The sequence below is a fragment of the Weissella sp. ESL1177 genome (assembly GCF_058107185.1).
Map to the genome: position 1 here is coordinate 944,913 of NZ_CM176591.1, position 18,543 is coordinate 963,455.

At 37.0% G+C, this 18,543-nt stretch carries 17 protein-coding genes; 3 read left to right on the plus strand and 14 right to left on the minus strand.

Annotation, left to right across the window (positions count from 1 at the left end):
* Nucleotides 1-127: 127 nt before the first annotated feature.
* From typA to AC3B5D_RS04515, 5 genes are all read right to left on the minus strand, one after another.
* The gene (typA, locus tag AC3B5D_RS04495; RefSeq protein WP_489841180.1) at nt 128-1,972 is read right to left on the minus strand and encodes a translational GTPase TypA; all 1,845 of its coding nucleotides are present in this window, start codon (nt 1,970-1,972) and stop codon (nt 128-130) included.
* 75 nt (nt 1,973-2,047) lie between these two features.
* Nucleotides 2,048-2,833 carry an inositol monophosphatase family protein gene (locus AC3B5D_RS04500; RefSeq protein ID WP_489841179.1) on the minus strand — a complete coding sequence of 262 codons (786 nt, stop codon included), beginning with the start codon at nt 2,831-2,833 and terminating at the stop codon, nt 2,048-2,050.
* Nucleotides 2,834-2,836: 3 nt separating this feature from the next.
* On the minus strand, nt 2,837-3,124 hold the full coding sequence (locus tag AC3B5D_RS04505) for a UPF0223 family protein (RefSeq protein WP_489841178.1): 288 nt from the start codon (nt 3,122-3,124) through the stop codon (nt 2,837-2,839).
* A 5-nt stretch (nt 3,125-3,129) separates the two neighbouring features.
* Nucleotides 3,130-3,717, minus strand: coding sequence for a peptide deformylase (def, locus tag AC3B5D_RS04510; RefSeq protein ID WP_489841177.1), 588 nt, complete (start codon nt 3,715-3,717; stop codon nt 3,130-3,132).
* Between the two features lie 45 nt (nt 3,718-3,762).
* Nucleotides 3,763-4,245: a hypothetical protein gene (locus AC3B5D_RS04515; protein WP_489841176.1), complete on the minus strand. Its 483-nt coding sequence runs from the start codon at nt 4,243-4,245 to the stop codon at nt 3,763-3,765.
* A 257-nt stretch (nt 4,246-4,502) separates the two neighbouring features.
* On the opposite strand from AC3B5D_RS04515, the gene AC3B5D_RS04520 reads away from it, so the two are divergent.
* Both AC3B5D_RS04520 and rnjA read left to right on the plus strand, forming a co-directional pair.
* Nucleotides 4,503-4,715 carry a DNA-directed RNA polymerase subunit epsilon gene (locus AC3B5D_RS04520; protein ID WP_489841175.1) on the plus strand — a complete coding sequence of 71 codons (213 nt, stop codon included), beginning with the start codon at nt 4,503-4,505 and terminating at the stop codon, nt 4,713-4,715.
* A 3-nt stretch (nt 4,716-4,718) separates the two neighbouring features.
* Nucleotides 4,719-6,398, plus strand: a complete 1,680-nt coding sequence (gene rnjA, locus AC3B5D_RS04525) for a ribonuclease J1 (protein ID WP_489841174.1) — start codon at nt 4,719-4,721, stop codon at nt 6,396-6,398.
* An 83-nt stretch (nt 6,399-6,481) separates the two neighbouring features.
* On the opposite strand, the gene AC3B5D_RS04530 is transcribed toward rnjA, so the two are convergent.
* The 7 genes from AC3B5D_RS04530 to AC3B5D_RS04560 form a co-directional block, all read right to left on the minus strand.
* Nucleotides 6,482-7,417 (minus strand): diacylglycerol/lipid kinase family protein, encoded by a 936-nt coding sequence (locus AC3B5D_RS04530; protein ID WP_489841173.1) that lies wholly within the window; start codon nt 7,415-7,417, stop codon nt 6,482-6,484.
* A 74-nt stretch (nt 7,418-7,491) separates the two neighbouring features.
* On the minus strand, nt 7,492-8,022 hold the full coding sequence (gene msrA / locus AC3B5D_RS04535; RefSeq protein WP_489841172.1) for a peptide-methionine (S)-S-oxide reductase MsrA: 531 nt from the start codon (nt 8,020-8,022) through the stop codon (nt 7,492-7,494).
* A gap of 52 nt (nt 8,023-8,074) precedes the next feature.
* The gene (locus AC3B5D_RS04540) at nt 8,075-8,920 is read right to left on the minus strand and encodes a MetQ/NlpA family ABC transporter substrate-binding protein (protein WP_489841171.1); all 846 of its coding nucleotides are present in this window, start codon (nt 8,918-8,920) and stop codon (nt 8,075-8,077) included.
* 340 nt (nt 8,921-9,260) lie between these two features.
* Nucleotides 9,261-10,628 (minus strand): FAD-dependent oxidoreductase, encoded by a 1,368-nt coding sequence (locus AC3B5D_RS04545; RefSeq protein ID WP_489841170.1) that lies wholly within the window; start codon nt 10,626-10,628, stop codon nt 9,261-9,263.
* 242 nt (nt 10,629-10,870) lie between these two features.
* A complete protein-coding gene (locus AC3B5D_RS04550; RefSeq protein ID WP_489841169.1) occupies nt 10,871-11,044 on the minus strand; it encodes a hypothetical protein in 174 nt (57 codons plus the stop codon).
* Nucleotides 11,045-11,062: 18 nt separating this feature from the next.
* A complete protein-coding gene (locus tag AC3B5D_RS04555; protein ID WP_489841168.1) occupies nt 11,063-12,790 on the minus strand; it encodes an ABC transporter permease/substrate binding protein in 1,728 nt (575 codons plus the stop codon).
* Between the two features lies 1 nt (nt 12,791).
* Nucleotides 12,792-14,054 (minus strand): quaternary amine ABC transporter ATP-binding protein, encoded by a 1,263-nt coding sequence (locus tag AC3B5D_RS04560; protein ID WP_489841167.1) that lies wholly within the window; start codon nt 14,052-14,054, stop codon nt 12,792-12,794.
* 245 nt (nt 14,055-14,299) lie between these two features.
* Between AC3B5D_RS04560 and AC3B5D_RS04565 the strand changes: the two genes are divergently transcribed.
* Nucleotides 14,300-14,917, plus strand: a complete 618-nt coding sequence (locus tag AC3B5D_RS04565; RefSeq protein ID WP_489841166.1) for a GntR family transcriptional regulator — start codon at nt 14,300-14,302, stop codon at nt 14,915-14,917.
* Between the two features lie 156 nt (nt 14,918-15,073).
* Here AC3B5D_RS04565 and AC3B5D_RS04570 read toward each other — a convergent pair whose 3' ends face one another.
* Nucleotides 15,074-16,000: a manganese-dependent inorganic pyrophosphatase gene (locus tag AC3B5D_RS04570; RefSeq protein WP_489841165.1), complete on the minus strand. Its 927-nt coding sequence runs from the start codon at nt 15,998-16,000 to the stop codon at nt 15,074-15,076.
* A 78-nt stretch (nt 16,001-16,078) separates the two neighbouring features.
* Complete coding sequence (parC, locus tag AC3B5D_RS04575) at nt 16,079-18,538, minus strand: DNA topoisomerase IV subunit A (protein ID WP_489841164.1); 2,460 nt, start codon at nt 18,536-18,538, stop codon at nt 16,079-16,081.
* Nucleotides 18,539-18,543: the final 5 nt, after the last annotated feature.

Sequence of the window (18,543 nt, forward strand, 5' to 3'; positions counted from 1 at the left end):
TATCACATCTACACCCGAGCTATGCTTAATCATTCAGGCTTTTACTTTAATATGGTTGATTTCAATACTAAAAAACAGTTGTCATCTATTATATAGGATAACAACTGTTCATTAACATTATTAATAATTAGCCTTGTTGTGACATTTTACGACGCTTTGCAGCCTTTTCACGTTCGTTTGTAACCAAAATTTGCTTACGGATACGGACATTTTCAGGCGTTACCTCTGCATATTCGTCGTCATCTAAGAACTCCAAAGATTCCTCAAGTGTCATGTCACGAGGTGTCTTGATTGAAGCAGTTTGATCCTTGTTTGATGAACGAACATTTGTTTGATTCTTTGCCTTTGTAACATTGACAGAAATGTCATTGTCACGGCTATTCATACCAACAACCATACCTTCGTAGATATCATCACCTGGATGAATAAACATTGTACCACGGTCTTCAACACCCATAATCGCATATGTCGTTGCTTGTCCTTGGTTGATCGATACTAACGTACCATTACGACGACCAGGATTCCAGTTCTTAACAACTGGTGCATATGTCTCAAACGTGTGGTTATAAATACCATATCCACGTGTCAATGACATAAATTCAGTTGAGTATCCAATCAAGCCACGTGAAGGTACCAAGAAATCCATACGAGTGGTTCCTGTACCAGTAGGTTCCATGTTACGCATTTCACCCTTACGTTGATTCAATGAATCAATGACTGCTCCTGAGTATTCATCAGGTGTATCAACTTGAACAGCCTCAAAAGGCTCAGACTGCACACCATCAACATCCTTAATAATAACTTGTGGACGTGACACTTGAAGTTCAAAGCCTTCACGACGAAGTGTTTCAATCAAAATTGATAGGTGTAATTCACCACGACCTGAAACAAGCCATGCACCAGCTTCATCAGTGTCTTCAACGCGTAATGATACATCAGTATGCAATTCACGATGCAGACGATCTTCAATTTGACGAGCCGTTACAAATTTACCCTCACGACCAGCAAATGGTGAATCATTTGTACGGAAAGTCATTTGCAATGTTGGCTCATCGATATGAAGCAATGGTAATGCTTCTGGATGAGCTGGATCAACAACTGTTTCACCGACTGAAATCTCATCCATTCCTGAAACAGCAATCAAATCACCAGATTCGGCCTCATTAATTTCAATACGATCCAAACCAATGTAACCAAACAACTTTGTCACACGGAAGTTTTGTGTTGAACCATCAATTTTCATAACAGCAACTGAATCGCCAACTTTAATTTTCCCATTAAACACACGACCAATACCAATTCTTCCAACGAAATCATTATAATCTAACAATGACACTTGGAACTGTAATGGTTGATCTGATGTATCTTCTGGTGCAGGAATTGTCTTGAATACGGTCTCAAAAATTGGTGCCATCGTGTGTTCTTGTGATGAAATTTCTGGATCATATGAAGACGTTCCATTCATTGCTGAAGCATAAACAACTGGGAAGTCCAGTTGTTCTTCATCAGCTCCTAACTCGATAAACAAATCCAAAACTTCATCAACAACTTCGGTTGGACGAGCACCTGGACGATCCACTTTGTTAACCACGACAATTGGTGTTAAGTTTTGCTCAAAGGCTTTCTTTAGAACAAAACGAGTTTGTGGCATTGTGCCTTCAAAGGCATCAACCACTAGTAAAACACCATCAACCATACCCATAATACGCTCAACTTCACCACCGAAGTCCGCGTGCCCAGGTGTATCCATGATGTTTATTTGCTTATCGCCAACTTTAACAGCTGTATTTTTTGACAAGATAGTAATACCACGCTCTTTTTCAAGATCATTAGTATCCATCGCACGGTCGCTTAATTCTGTACGCATATCTAGCGTATCAGACTGCTTAAGTAGTTCATTAACTAACGTTGTCTTACCGTGATCGACGTGAGCAATAATTGCAATATTGCGGATATTTTCGCGTTTTGCCAAAATCCTATTCTCCTTGACGCATACGTCACTTTTTTCTGTAATCGGTGTAACAAGCGAAAAACTACAACACTAATATTATAACCACTCCTTTTGAATGGTCATAATATCATGATATGTTTTCTCTGTTGCCACAAGTACTGAACCTGATACTAACATATTCATAGGGTATTCGTCAATTGTTCCAACTTTTAATCCCAAAGATTTTGCCAATGCAACACCTGCTGCAAAATCCCATGGTCTCATTCGGCTAAGATATGCAACCGCTTTCCCTGTTAATACGTGCAAATAGGAAATGCCTGCAGAACCATAAATACGATAACCAATTGCAGCTTTGGCTAATGCTGTGAATCCATATTCTTCATATAATAATCGCGCACCGGACAGAATAATTAGACCATCTTTTAAACCCAAATTTGTTGGTGTTTCTAGTGGCTTGCCATTGTGATAAACGCCAAACGCTGGGCCGCCATGAACGACATCATGTTGTGCAATATCCATAATCCATGCCATTACTGGTTCCCCATTCTCATAAACAGCAACCATTGTTGCAAACTCAGCTTGTTGCTTAACAAAATTCATTGTGCCATCAATAGGGTCAACAAACCAAATACGGCCTTCTGTCGACTTTACGGCATCCCCAAAACCTTCTTCACCCAAGATTTTTGCTTCAGGGTCATACGTCCGAATATGTTGGACATAGTATTGTTCAATTTCTCGATCAACATTTGTTACTAAATCTCGATGACTGCTTTTGGTTTCTACTTGAATTCGTTGATGAATCCGTTTCATCACTATTTGACTAATATCATCGAGCCACCCAAGGACTGTTTCGTCCATCTTTTTTAGTTGTACCTTATCCATAAGCTAGTTCTCCATTCTAAAATGTCGACTAGTAGTCTGTTGTGCAGCATTAATTGTCTTATAAATACTATATCCAGATAATTTTTCAAATTCACGACCGAGCTGTTTCTCCTCGCTTTTACTAGGTACCACCAATTTAAAAGCCGTATAAGCTTCTAATAATTTCTGGCGCTCGATACCGATTTCATAAGCGTTTGCTACCGCAGAATAAAGATTACTAGCAGTAACAATGTCAGATGTATGCCAACCAGCTAACAGTGGGTAACTAAAATTTTTATCCGAATTTTTCATATAAATCACCCCAAATAACGTGTGTTATCAGTTTGAGCCCATGGATCTTTCTTATTAATATGATCGTAATATAGTGTTCCGTGCAAATGGTCAATCTCATGTTGAAAGACAATCGCTGGATAGCCTTCTAATTTTAATTCTTGTTTATCACCATTTTCGTTTTGATATCTCACCGTAATCCGATATGACCGAGCAACGTAACCTGGTAAATCATTATCAACTGAAAGACAGCCTTCACCCATTGACAAAGCACCCATTTTAACAGATTGACGCGTAATGACAGGATTATAAATTGTTCCTTTAAAGAAATATTGGTCTTCATTTCCCTTATTTTCTTGCAACTCTTCAACATCAGCTGAAGGAATTAAGATAGATGAAAACTGTTGTGAAATTCCAACTTGTGGCGCTGCTAAACCGACACCTGGTCGTAACCCATATTTTTCGTTTGCTTCTTCATTTTGACTAATAACTAAGTAATCCATCATATTCTTTGAAGCTTCCTTAATTTCGTCAGATAAAGGGAATACAACTTTTGCAGCACGCTCTCGTAATACCTTGTCACCATCACGTACAATTTCGTTCATCAAATACATCTTCAGACTCTCCTATTTTTTATCTTATTTTTAGTATATCAAATTCTAAACAGGCTGGTTTAACTTCCTTAAATCTCTTATATACGCAGCAGTTTCTTGATTAACAATATGAGCCACATCGATGTGTAATTCTGGTACGCGATTATCATACCAAACATCGGTTACTAACAGTGCCATATCAGTTTCAGAAGCACTGGGTAAATTATTTTTTTGAGTATATTCTCTTAACGCATTGTTAACTGCTTGACGGACAACAACAACCTCTTGCATCTCAGATACTGGCAAAATAAATTCAAATGCCATGACCTCATGTCCCCAAATGTTAGCAACCAAAGTTGACGAAATATGTTTTTCAGGTAGCAAATATAAGACATCTTGTAAGTCTTGTAATGCATATGTCATGCCATGATTGACCGTTTGCTGCGAAGCAATGATTTGTCGTTCAGTTAACCGACGCCCATAGCGCCTATAAATCGTTATGGCAATAATCATGGTTATTATAATGATCAAAATCCATAAAATCCACATGACTGTTCCTCCATAAAGTTTAAATAAACTTTCTCATTTATTACTATGTTTAGTGTACCCGAATTTGAAACAAAAAACGATTAAATAAATTAACAATGGCTTGATACAAAAAAATTTTTAAATTATTTATATCAAATCTTTTCATTAACAATCAAGTTGCGTAACTATTTTGTCGTTAGTAGCAGATACTATGATTTTCTGCTAAACTAGCTATATACGAATAGTCGGAATAAAAAATAAGGAGATACTTTATTATTATGATTTTTAAAGTTTACTATCAACCTAATACTTTTCAAAGTCCAGAGCGTGAAAACACACATTCTCTTTACTTAGATGCACCAGATTTACCAACCGCACGTTTAGCTGTTGAAAAAAATACAGACTATAATGTCGAACACATCGAACAGCTATCAGAAAAAGCTTTGGCTTATGAACAACAAAATCCAGACTTTAAACTAACGGAGTTTTAATATATGACAACTGATTTAACCATTCAACCTAATGAAGCAGCTGTCTATGCTTTAGGTGGTTTAGGTGAAATCGGGAAAAACACTTATGGTATTGAATACGGTGATGAAATTATCGTTATTGATGCTGGTGTAAAATTTCCAGAAGACGAACTTCTTGGAATTGACTATGTCATTCCTGATTATACCTATTTAAAAGACAATAAAGATAAAATTAAAGCCCTTGTTATTACCCACGGACACGAGGATCATATTGGTGCGATTCATTTCTTTTTAAATGCAGTCAATGTCCCCGTCTATGCCGGACCGCTAGCAATTGCGCTTATTAAAAATAAATTAGACGAACATGGTCTGTTAAACAGTACAGAACTACATGAAATTAATGAAGATACCATTTTAAAATTTGATAAAATGAGTGTTGAATTTTTTCGTACGACCCACTCTATTCCTGATACTTATGGGGTTGCTGTTCATACACCTGCTGGAACCATCGTCGAAACAGGTGATTTTAAATTCGATCTGACACCAACAACAAAGCAGCCACCTAATTTACAAAAAATGGCTCGCATTGGCTCAGAAGGTGTTTTATTGCTTATGTCTGACTCAACTAATGCGGAACGCCCAGAGTTTTCAAAATCTGAACGTTGGGTAGGTAAAACCATTGATAAATTATTCAACGAAATTAATGGTCGAATAATCTTCGCCACCTTTGCTTCTAACATGTCACGTATTCAAATGGCAACACAGGCTGCTTTACAGCATGGTCGTAAAATTGCGGTTTTTGGTCGCTCAATGGAAAGTGCCGTTACTAACGGACTCGCTCTTGGCTATCTTGACATTCCAGAAGAAATGCTTGTTGATGCTCATGAAATTAATAAGCTACCACCAGAAGAAGTACTCATCATGTGTACCGGTTCTCAGGGTGAGCCAATGGCTGCCTTAGCTCGAATCGCGAATGGTACACATCGTCAAATATCTATTCAGCCGGATGATACTGTTATATTTTCTAGTTCACCAATTCCAGGAAACACACAGTCAGTCAATCGAGTGATTAACGAATTGGAAGAAGCTGGTGCGAATGTCATTCATGGAAAAATTAATAATATTCATGCATCTGGTCACGGTGGTCAAGAAGAACAAAAATTAATGCTTTCATTGATGAAGCCTAAGTTCTTTATGCCAATTCACGGTGAATACCGGATGTTAAAGGTTCATGAAGGGTTAGGCCATGATGTTGGTGTGCCAGAAGATCACACTTTTGTTTTAGATAATGGTGATGTACTAGCCGTTTCCCCTGATGAAGCTCGGATTGCTGGACATATTCCTGCACAAGATACTTACGTTGATGGTAATGGTATTGGCGATGTTGGTACTGCCGTACTTCGTGATCGCCAAATGCTATCAGAAGATGGCCTAGTAGTAGTCGTTGCGACTATTGATTTAAAGAGTAAGGAAATTACTGCTGGTCCAGATATCTTATCACGTGGCTTCATTTATATGCGTGAGTCAGAAGAATTAATTAATGAAGGTCGTAAAGTCATTTTCCACGCGATTTTATCTGCTATGCACGAACCAGCGACGACTGAACATAGTATTCGAAATGCTGTTGTTTCACAGTTACAACGATTTTTGTTTGAACAAACCAAACGTCGACCACTTATTCTACCGATGTTTATTATGATTTAATTTCTTATATTTTTTAAAAGCCGTTCAATACTATCACGCTTTCTTTTGTGATAGTATTGAACGGCTTTTTATAGATATTTTATTTATAAGAAAAATGGATATTTTAATGATTTTAATGTCACGTCATAGGTCTTAACAGCCAGAATCTCACCATCTAAATGGCTATATTCTAATTTGATTGTTTTTAAACGAATCTGAGCTGCTTGGACATGATACACTTCTTTATAAAAATAATGATGTCCCCTCAGTAAAGCACCAACTAACCATAGAAGACGCCGTAAATTTTTGGGTCGATCAACAAGCACAATATCAAATAAGCCATCTTTGGCATTAGCGCCAGGTGCAATTTTTATACCACCACCAAAATAAGGCTGATTGGAAATTGTTAATAAATAACCTTGCTGATTATGGATTATTTTGCCGGTATCCAATAATTGTAATGTTACTTCAAATGCATCTTGCTGTTGCACACTTTGAAAAGCAGACAACAAGTAACTGATACTGCCCAAATGAATTTTATTCAACCACTGTTTTAAAGTAGATTGATTTGCTAAAGCAACTGTTGTTGCATCGATACCAACACCAAAATTATTTACAAAAAAGTATTCTTCATGCGTTTGTCTATCAATATAGTCACCAATATCTAGCATAGTCACTTCATGACGTCTAACTGCCTGATCGATACGTTTAAACGCTTCGATCGGATTTTGAGACACGTGATGGCTTCTCGCAAAATCATTCCCCGATCCAGCAGGTATATATGCAATCGGCTGTCTCTGCTTTTTATTTTTAGCTAACCCGTTTAAGGCTTCATGTAACGTGCCATCCCCACCCAAAATAATGACCTGTTGTTTGTCTAAATCAAGTGTTTGCAATTGTTGCGCCATATTACCAGATATTTGAGACCACTGCACATCATATCGAAATTCATATTTATCTAAATATTTTCGTAAAATACGCCATTTTTTCTTTGCTAAACCATTACCTGCAATTGGATTCACAAAAAAGCTATACCTCATTTTGATAGTTATCCCTTCGTTGATTCACTAACTACAAGTATAGCTAATTATATCAATATTTCATATCATCTAATTTAATTATTGCGTGTTCCCCAAAACTTTTGCTTGTATGCATCGCGGTCCCTTTTTTCATCAGCATAAATATCAGCATGCTTTCGATAAAATTGTTGATGTTCTTCTTCAGCATCCCAAAAAATTTTTGCTTGCTCAATTTTTGTCACAATTTCATCATCACCAAAAATGTGACTTGCGATTAATGCCTCTTTTGATTGCTTAGCAATAGCTAGTTGTTCATTCGAGTTAACAAAAATCACCGGTCTATAGTTATCGCCACGATCTTGAAATTGTCCCATTGCATCAGTTGGATCAGCGGTTTGCCAATATAATTTGACTAAATCTTCATAGCTCACAATATCTGGATCAAACCAAATTTTCACTGCTTCCGTATGGCCTGTTTCATGTGCCTTTACTTGTGCATAGGTTGGATGATCTTTAAATCCACCTGTATAACCAGAACGTACTTTTAAGATACCTGGTAACGTTTCAAAAGGTTCAACCATACACCAAAAACAACCACCCGCAAAAATTGCCGTCTCTTCTGTCATTATCTCTCTCCTCATATTCTATATCATCACTTATTCATGTATTTTTATTGTTTTATTTCAATTTAATATCCCATGCTGCTTTTTCAGCTGATCCATACAATGCCTTCATATGTGCTTTTGTTTGATCGGTTTGATATGCTTTTACAACTTGTCGATATATTTTCTTATTTTGAGTACCTTTGCGAGCCACAATAATATTAATATAACCCCTATTTGCCTTATTTACTGGTTCTGTATATAATGCTTTGTCAATATCTAATTTAGCATCTAATGCATAATTTGTATTAACGACCCCCGCATCAACACCTTTAAGGGCAGATGCTGTTTGTTCAGAATTAACTTCCTTGATATGAAAATGTTTCTTATTTGTTGTGATGTCTTTAACACCTGGTAGTTTTTTTGAATGGTCATATTTGATTAACTTTGCAGACTCTAATACATCTAAAGCGCGTTTTTCATTGGACCCATCATTTGGCACAATAATCGTGGCTTTTTGAGGTAAGTCAGCTAACTTTTTATATTTTTCAGAATATATACGTATTGGTGTCACATATGTCTTACCGATTGGGACAAGTTTATTACCAAGATGCTTATTTTGTTCATTGAAATAGGCAATTGTCTGCATAGCATTCAAATCAATTGATTTATCAACCAATGCTTGATTTGGTTTCACATAATCAGTAAATACTTTTAATTTAATGTTTATATGGTATTTTTGGGCAGCATCTTTTTTAACGTATTGCCACAATTGTCTATCAGAATCGCCAACTAAACCAACTGTCACTGTCCGTGAATGACTATCAGCTAACACCGTTGTATTAATTCCACCAATGCCAACAATACCAATACCAATTGCCACAATCGTTTCTAATAAACCATGTTTAACTTTTGTATTCATGTTTTACTCCTTAAAAATAAAAAAGTCGTTACTAGGTTTTACCTAGAAACGACTTATCGTGTTACCATTCTATTTTTTTCATTGATTACTCAACAAAACTTCAAACGTGCGAGCAGGGTGCGATATGATGCATTGCCTATACGTGTGTCCAATAACGGCGACCAATCCGTGTATCATTCATGGACTTGCCACTCATCATACCCAATCACAGGCCATTTTCTACTAACTTCCTCATATCATGTCGCACCAAATCATGACTCTCTAAATTGCGGATATTGTATACTTCCCTGGTCAACTTGTTTCAATATTTGTTTTGTTTACGAACTATATATTATACGATTCACATTTTTAAGTCAATACTTTGTTTTTCATCAGCTTCATGAATCGCTTGTAAGGCTACATCACCAACAAAGTTTATGGGCTGTGTGAAATTTGGTTGGAAAAAAAAGTCCGACATTGCCAAATCATCAATAGTCATTTGGTTTTGAATAGCCAAAGAAACCACATTAGCTGCAAGAGAAATATCATGTTTTGACATAAAGGCTGCACCTAATATTCGACGACTAGTCTTTTCCCACGTTAAGGTAGTTAATACCGAAGTTGTTGATAACATAAAATCTGGTCGATAATCTGCTTCATAAACTGTCTCAACCGCAGTAAAACCATAATTCTCTGCTGATTGCTGATTCATTCCCGTTGCTGACATCGCATAACCATATAATTCAACCGCAGAGGTCGCTTGTGTGCCCGAGTAAGCAAGTTGATGACCATTAATATTGCGAGCAACTATCATTCCTTGGCGTACAGCATTTGTTGCCAACGGTATGTAATCATAGTCTTGTGTTGGATTATAAAAAACAGTTGCTGCATCTCCAGCGGCAAATACATCGGGCACTGACGTTTCCATATACTCATTTGTCTTGATTGCACCATTATCTAGCATGTCGATTTGACCCTCAAATAATGCTGTATTTGGTAAAAATCCAATACCTAAAATGGCAATATCAGCTTCATATGATCCTTTATCGGTTGTTACTCGAATGCCACCTGTCGACAAATCTTGAAAAGAAGTTACCATTTGATTTAACGCCAGACTAACTTGATTTTCCTTAAAAGCTTCTGCCAAACGGTCAGTGATAACGGGACTAAAATTTTTAGGTAACACATGCTCAGAACCATCAATTAAGGTCACCTTTTTACCAAGCACTGAAAATTGTTCAGCAACCTCAGCACCAATATAACCTGCACCAATGACAATGACACGTTTCACATCATTAGCGACTTTTTTGAGGCGGTTAGCATCTTCCCAAGATTTTACCATATAAATATTCTTACTACGAATACCTTTGATATCTGGAATAAGTGGTTTAGATCCTGTCGTAATAATGATTTTATCAAATATTTCAGTATTTATTTCACCCGTTATTAAATTCTTACTATCAACCTTTTTTGACGCTAAATCAGCTGCAATAACTTGATGTTGCATCTTCATATTAATTCCTTGTTTTATCATTGATACTGGCGATTCATAAAACATTCGTTGCTCATCAGATATATGATTACCAATCCATAGAGCGATGCCGCATGATAAAAATGAAACGGTTGTATGTTGCTCATAAACTGTGACTTCAGCCTCAGGATATTGTTGCTTAATTTGTGTTGCTGAAAACGTGCCTGCATGCGTACTACCAATAACTGCAATCTTCATTAACTTACCTACCCTATTATTTATAGCAGATGATATTTGTGTATTTAAAAGCATCTATTTATACTTTTATTCACAATAAATCACCTTTAAAATCTCTATTAAATCAACGTGCCATACATAAAACGTAAATATTAAGTTAAATGCATCACATGTATATTGTAAAGTATTTCACAATAAAGTCAATTAAAATTCAAATTTTGCACACAAAAAAACCATGACAATTTATTGTCATGGTTAAAACCTCAATAATTGTTACGCCACTGTCTGACTAACATGACTGTACTGGTCATAGCACCAAGTGTCATCATAATCTGTGCAAACAGTGAATTATCTGCCATAATCGTGATACTAACGACCACTGCGATTGCGAATACCACAAAATAGATACAGGCATCTTCAATTTGTTCGGTTAACATATAATGTCATTTCTCCTATTACTTAAACCAAGCATCAACTTTTGATTGATGTTGCTTGATCCAAGCATTTGCTGCTTGCTTAGGTGATTTACCATTTTGAATATCTAACATCACTTTACCCATATCTTTTTTAGTCCATTTAAAGTTCTTTAAGACCTTATAAGCATCCGGTTTGTCCTCCTTCAGCCCCTTACGAGTCATTGTATTAATAGATTCGGCATCACCAAATGACTTTTTTGGATCCTTCAAATACTTCAAATCATACTTTTGGAACATCCAATGTGGTTCCCAACCAGTAACCACAATATCTTGCTTTGCTTTGATTGCCTTACCAAGTGCAACTGCCATTGCACCTGATGATGAAGGTGTCACTTGCCAACCCTTACTATCTAGGCCATAGTCCTTCAAAGCTTTTTCTGCAGATGTTGTTACACCAGCTCCTGGTTCAATACCAGTCACTTTCTTACCCGCTTGATTTTGCAAATCACCAATTGAATTAACGTTCATATACTTTGGCACAACCAAACCTGTCGTTGCCCCTTTCAAGTTAGGTCCAAGCAAATCAATATCGTTCTTATATTTCTTATATTGTGCCTTGTGAGTTAATGGTAACCAAGCAGAAACGGATGCATCAGCTTGGCCATTAGCAACTGATTGCCACATAATTGAATTATCTAATGGCGTCAGTTCTACCTGATAACCATGTTGACGCATTGCTTGTGCTAAAACGTTACTTGAAGCCACTTCAGAATCCCATTGCACATAAACCAAATTAATTGATTCTTTATGTGAATTAGCCGAAGTTAATGAAGTCACAACACCACCGCCAATCATGGCTATAGCAACAACTAGTGCCGTCCAGCCTTTCCAATGATGCTTTGTTGGCTCCGCTTTTTCAGCAGGCTTTTGATTAAGTTTTTGTGTGAATCGATCAATGATAATGGCTAGTACAACTAGTGACAAACCATTAACAAAACCTTTACCAATATCAGCATTTTGAACAGCGGATAGAACACCACGTCCTAACCCAGGTGCACCAATCATTGATGCAATAACAACCATTGATAATGCTAACATTAATGTTTGATTGATACCTGAAAAAATCGTTCCTTTAGCAAGTGGCAATTCCACTTTAAATAATTTTTGTTTTCCCGTTGAACCAAACGAATCCGCTGCCTCAACTAAATCATTAGGTACCTGACGAATTCCTAAGTTTGACATACGAACTGTTGGTGGTAATGCGAAAATAACCGAGGCAAAGACCCCTGGCACAACACCAATACCAAAAAATGCAACTGCAGGGATCAAGTAAACAAAGGCCGGCATTGTCTGCATAAAGTCCAGTATTGGTTGAACAATTTTATTAACAGTCTCGTTCTTCGCCATCCAAATTCCTAATGGGACACCAATAACAATTGATATCAAACTAGAAATAATGACTAACGTAAATGTATTCATTAAATCAGACCATAAATTCTGATTTTCGACAATTAATAGTCCAATAAATGTAAATAGTGGAAAGCCCCATTTTTTTCCAAACATCAATATGGCAAAAATAGTCATCCCAATAATGAATAGCCATACTGGAATTGCCATCAAAGCATTCGTCATGGTATTCATCACTGCATTTCCACCACTTTGAATGGCATCAAACAGACCACTCAAGTGTTTCGTTAACCAATCAACACCTGAGTCAACCCATGGTCCTAATGGCAACTTAGGAAATAAATCTGCTAAAACAAACATATTATACCTCCTCCTTTGTCTCTAATTGAGCTGTCTCAGATTCAGCATGTTTTTCAACTTCATTTTTAACGGCCTCAGATTCTTCTGACTGACCATTTTCGGCAAGGGCTTCCAATACACGACCACGAATTAAGATGCCGCGTAAGCGACCATCCGGTTCAACAACAGCCAAAGGTGTCGGTGAATCGTAAATGATTGGCATAATGTCCATTACTAACATATCTGGCGCAACTGTTGGAATCTGCGTAGCAACTTCCGCCAATGATAGCCCTTCAGTACGAGCACGAATAGCTGCTTCACTAGAAATAAAGCCTCGGAATTGACGCTTACGATCAACGGCAATTAAGCCAGATACCTCTTCAGTACGCATCTTTTTAAGAGCAACATTCGGACCATCGACCTCAATATTCGTAAAGAATGGTGGAATCATAATGTTTTCCGCAGTTAACACCTTTGAACGATCAACATCTTCAACGAAGGCTCGGACATAATCATTTGCAGGTTGTGTCACAATCTCCTCACCGGTGCCAACTTGAACGATCTCACCATCTTTCATGATGGCAATTCGATCACCAATACGCAATGCTTCATTCAAATCGTGTGAAATAAAAATAATTGTTTTTTGATATTGTTCTTGTAAGTCCAATAACTCATCTTGCATATCGCGACGAATCAACGGATCAAGTGCTGAAAATGCCTCATCCATTAACAAAATCTCAGGGTCATTTGCCAGTGCACGTGCTAGCCCCACACGTTGTTGCATACCACCCGACAATTGATTTGGATATTGGTCCTTAAATGCTAACAAATTAGCATTATCAAGTGCTTTTTCAGCTTTTTTTCGACGTTCAGCCTTTGGGACACCCTGCACCTCTAGACCATACTCTGTATTTTGTAGAATCGTCCGATGAGGAAAAAGACCAAAACTTTGGAAAACCATACTCATCTTCTTACGACGAACTTCTAATAATTCTTCTTTATTTAATTTTGAAACGTCTTCATCATCAATGTAAATGTGCCCAGATGTTGGTTCAATTAGTCGATTCAGTAAGCGAATCAACGTTGATTTACCAGAACCAGAAAGTCCCATGATAACAAAAATTTCACCTTCTTCAACAGACAGGTTAGCGTCATATACACCAACTGTAGCGCCTGTCTTCTTTAAGATATCAGTTTTTGATGCGTGATTCTCTACCAATTGTAGAGCTGGCTTGACACGCTTTCCGAAAATCTTAGTCAGGTGTTCAATTCTAACCTTTGACATATATTTTCTCCTCCTACTTGATCGAAAGATTTTGACTTCCGCTAAGTGACAACTCTATTTTAAACACAAAGTTGGCACTTCGGTCAAATATTACAAACTATACCAATAATAAAAAAAGTTTAAATTAAACATATATAAAGCTTAAAAATAACTATGACCAATTACTAAACCATTTAACTTGCAGCAGACGTTACATCTAATCTATGATATTCTAAAATTACATGACTAATTTAGGAGGACGATCTATGCCATCCATTAAACAACCTCGATATCGTATCATCGCTCTAAGAATTGCCGAACAAATTAATAATGGTCGACTACAGGTAGGTGAAAAAATCCACGCACGTTCTACATTAGCAACCAGTTACGGCGTATCAGCTGAAACGGCACGCCGTGCAATTAGCGTTTTGGTAGATCTTGGTATCGTTGAATCCCATCATGGTAGCGGTGCAATTATTATTTCACGTGACAAAGCACAAGATTTTATTAAATCTGAAAACGATACACAAGATTTACAAAATTTACAGACAGATTTAATACATCAAATCGCTGATCAACAAGCTGGATTAGACAGCCTGACACAATCTTTAAATGATTTCATCGAACATACTCAGTACTATAAGCAACATAACCCATTCATACCCTACGAATTACATCTTAGTAACGAATCACCAATGTTTAATAAAACAATTAGCGAATTAAATTTTTGGCATATTACCGGTACAACACTTGTTGGCATTCTCCATGAAAATCATTTAACCTTGTCACCTGGTCCGTATGCTAAAATCTTCAAAAATGATACGATTTATTTCGTTGGCAATGAACTGAGTGTCCAAAATGTTTACAAATTATTTTATGAATAGCTATTCAGTTATCAGCCAATAACCAACATCGTTCATTATGTCATTTTAACATAGTGAATATATCTAATAAAACATTAAGCACCATATTCTATAATAAAAAAAGAATTGCAGACCTATACACTCACTATTAAGTGTATGGTCTACAATTCTTTTTATTTATCCTTCAAATGCTGTCGTCAACGGTGGTACAACTTGCTTCTTACGTGAAACAACACCGGGTAATGACGCACGACCATCAACTAAGCTAACACCAAATGCTGCTGCAACTTTATCTTGATTTTCACCCAAAACAAGAATATCTGAATCCGAATCCAAAATATTCGTTACAACAAATACAAACGTGTCATAGCCTTTATCAGCAAGTTCTGCCTGAATAGCAGCAACAATTTCATCACGACGTGCAAAGACATCATTAACATCGACTGTATTGACTTGACCAATACGAATCGTCTTACCAGCTAATTCAAATGATTTTGCATCACCATCAATCAAATCAGTTGCTGATTTCGTAGAAAGATCTGTACCAGCTTTCAACATTTCTAGTCCGTAGGCTTCATAATCAGCTAACCCAGCAATTTTTGCTAAGCCTGTCAATGCTGGCTCATCTAATGGCGTTGTCGTTGGACTCTTCAACAACAGTGTATCTGAAATAATTGCTGATAACATCATCCCTGCAATGTCTGCGGGAATACTAATACCTGCATTCTGGTATTCATAATACAATATCGTTGCAACAGAACCTAATGGCTTACTGATAAACCACAAAGGTGCTGATGAAGTAAAATTGATTTTGTGATGATCATACACACCAGCTACTGTCACATCAGCCAAATTGGCAACAGATTGGCTAGCTTCGTTATGATCCACCAAGATAACCTCTTCAGTATCAGCATTTTCAATAACACGTGGTGTGGCCACTTTAAAGTAGTTTAATGCATACATTGTTTCAGCATTCGGCGTTCCAAGTGCCACTGCCTCTGTTTCCATGTGATATGCCTTGTTCAAAAAGTATGATGCAGAAATTGCAGAAGCAATTGTATCTGTATCAGGATTTTGGTGTCCAAAAACCAATGTCTTAGCCATCAGATAATTCTCCAATTCATTATTTTTTTATTATTTTAATAATACACCTTTTTTCAAGGGGATTCAGCTATAAAAATTTTAATTTACCATTTTTATTTCTTGATACATTTGCATATTAATTGGTTGCCCATCGACTGACACATCAATAATGAAACTACCATTACTATATCTTTGGGCAAGTGCGTGATCATTTGGCATCACATCAAATTGCTTTCCTCGCGTCGTATAAATCGATAATGGCTTAGGGGATTGCTGGTCAACAATTACTGTCGCCACAATTTCGTGCGAATCTTTCTTTAATTCACGTAATATCGCAACACCTTTACGAGCACGACTTGTTACCGGAATCTCATTAACCAGCATCCATTTAAACGCACCACGTTGTGTAATAATCGCTAAAGCCTGATCATCAATTGCCGTTGCCATGCTAATCACTTGATCATCTGTTGCTAGGTTCATTGCTTTCACACCAGCTGTACGATTTCCTGATATTGGTACCTCAGCCACATCATAGCGTAACCCCATTGCATGTTGCGAAGTCAAAACAACTGTTCGCTTTGCTGCATCGCCAATGGTTAAACGTTCTAAGCCAACAATATTTGTTGTGGCAGTTTTCAATTTCATATAGGTTGTACTACGTTTTTTATAAGTACTTTTAGGCATCAAATCGCTAAAATTAAATTGCTTAATATAGCCATCGTTTGTTGCACTCAACCAAGTGCCTGATAACGCATCTATATCTTTGACAATTTCTACATGAATAATTTCTTCATCAGAAACAAAACCACTAATTGTCTGTGATAAATGTTCCCCAGGGTCCTTCCACTTGAATTCTGGTAGTTCATGAACTGGTCGATAAATCACATGACCTTTGTTAGTAAAAAAGAAGACATGTTGCAGTGTATTCACACGATTAATGAAAATAGCGTCATCACCATCTTTTAGACCATTATCATCACCAGAAGCTTTATACGACCGTAATGATGCCCGCTTAACATAGCCCATTTTTGATACCAAAACAGCCACATCTTCATCAGCTACCGTTACTGTTGGGTCATATTTTAACTCTTGCACATCTGCCTCAATCTGAGTCAAACGAGGTGTACTGTAATTCTTCTTAATCACTTTTAATTCTTGTCGTAGTTCTTGTCGCAAGGTTTTTGGTTCAGAAAGAATTGCATTATAATGCATAATCTTCTCTGACAGCTCTTCGAATTCCGCCTGCAACTGTGTCACATCTGTATTTGTTAATCGATACAACTGTAAAGTAACAATTGCTTCAGCTTGCTCGAGTGTAAACGAAAATTGATCGACTAAATTTTGTTTTGCATGCTTACGATCTTCAGAACCACGAATCGTCGCAATCACTTCATCAAGAATTGAAAGTGCCTTAATCAACCCTGTGACAATATGTTGCCGTTCCTTTGCCTTACGTAGATCAAAGGTTGTCCGCTTAGTAATAATTTCAACTTGATGGTCTAAAAAGGCTTGTAAAGCTGTTTTTAATCCTACCCGTTCAGGTCGTAAGTTATGAATCGCCACCATGTTGAAGTTATAAGTGACTTGCAAATCAGTCTTTTTTAACAAATAAGTTAAAATACCATTGACATTCGCATCTTTACTCAACTCAATGGCAATCGATAAACCATCACGGTCAGATTCATCACGGACTTCAATAATGCCGGATACTTCCTTGTTGAGACGGATTTCATCTATTTTCTTAACCAAATTAGCTTTATTAACTTCATAAGGAATTTCACTTATTTGTATTTGTGATTTACCACCCTTTAAGGGAATAATTTCTGTTTTTGAACGAACAATAATACGACCGCGCCCATTTTTATAAGCCGACTTAATGCCATCAATCCCTTGAATAATACCACCGGTTGGAAAATCAGGTCCTTGCACAAAAGCCATTAAATCATCTAAAGTTGCTTTAGGATGAGCTAAAAGATAGATTAATGCATCAATCACCTCACCCATATTATGAGGCGGAATATCTGTCGCATACCCTGCTGAAATACCCGTCGCACCATTCACTAATAAATTAGGAAAATGCGCTGGTAAAACGGTTGGCTCATATTCAGTATCATCAAAATTTAATACCATATCAACCGTTTCTTTATCCAAGTCTCGTAACATTTCTCCTGCTAATTTGGATAATCTTGCTTCGGTATAACGCATTGCTGCTGGTGGATCATTATCAATTGATCCATTGTTACCATGCATTTCAATTAAAGGTGCACGTAACTTCCAATCCTGTGACATCCGTACCAGTGCTTCATAAATCGATGAATCACCATGCGGATGAAAGTTACCCATGACATTTCCAACTGATTTTGCAGATTTACGAAATTGCTTATCGTACGTATTGCCGTCCTTATTCATTGCATACAAAATCCGTCGTTGGACTGGCTTTAGTCCATCACGAATATCTGGTAATGCACGCTCTTGAATAATATATTTTGAATATCGTCCGAACCGGTCACCCATGACTGCTTCTAAACTTAATTCTTGAATGTTTCCAGATTCTACCATTCAAT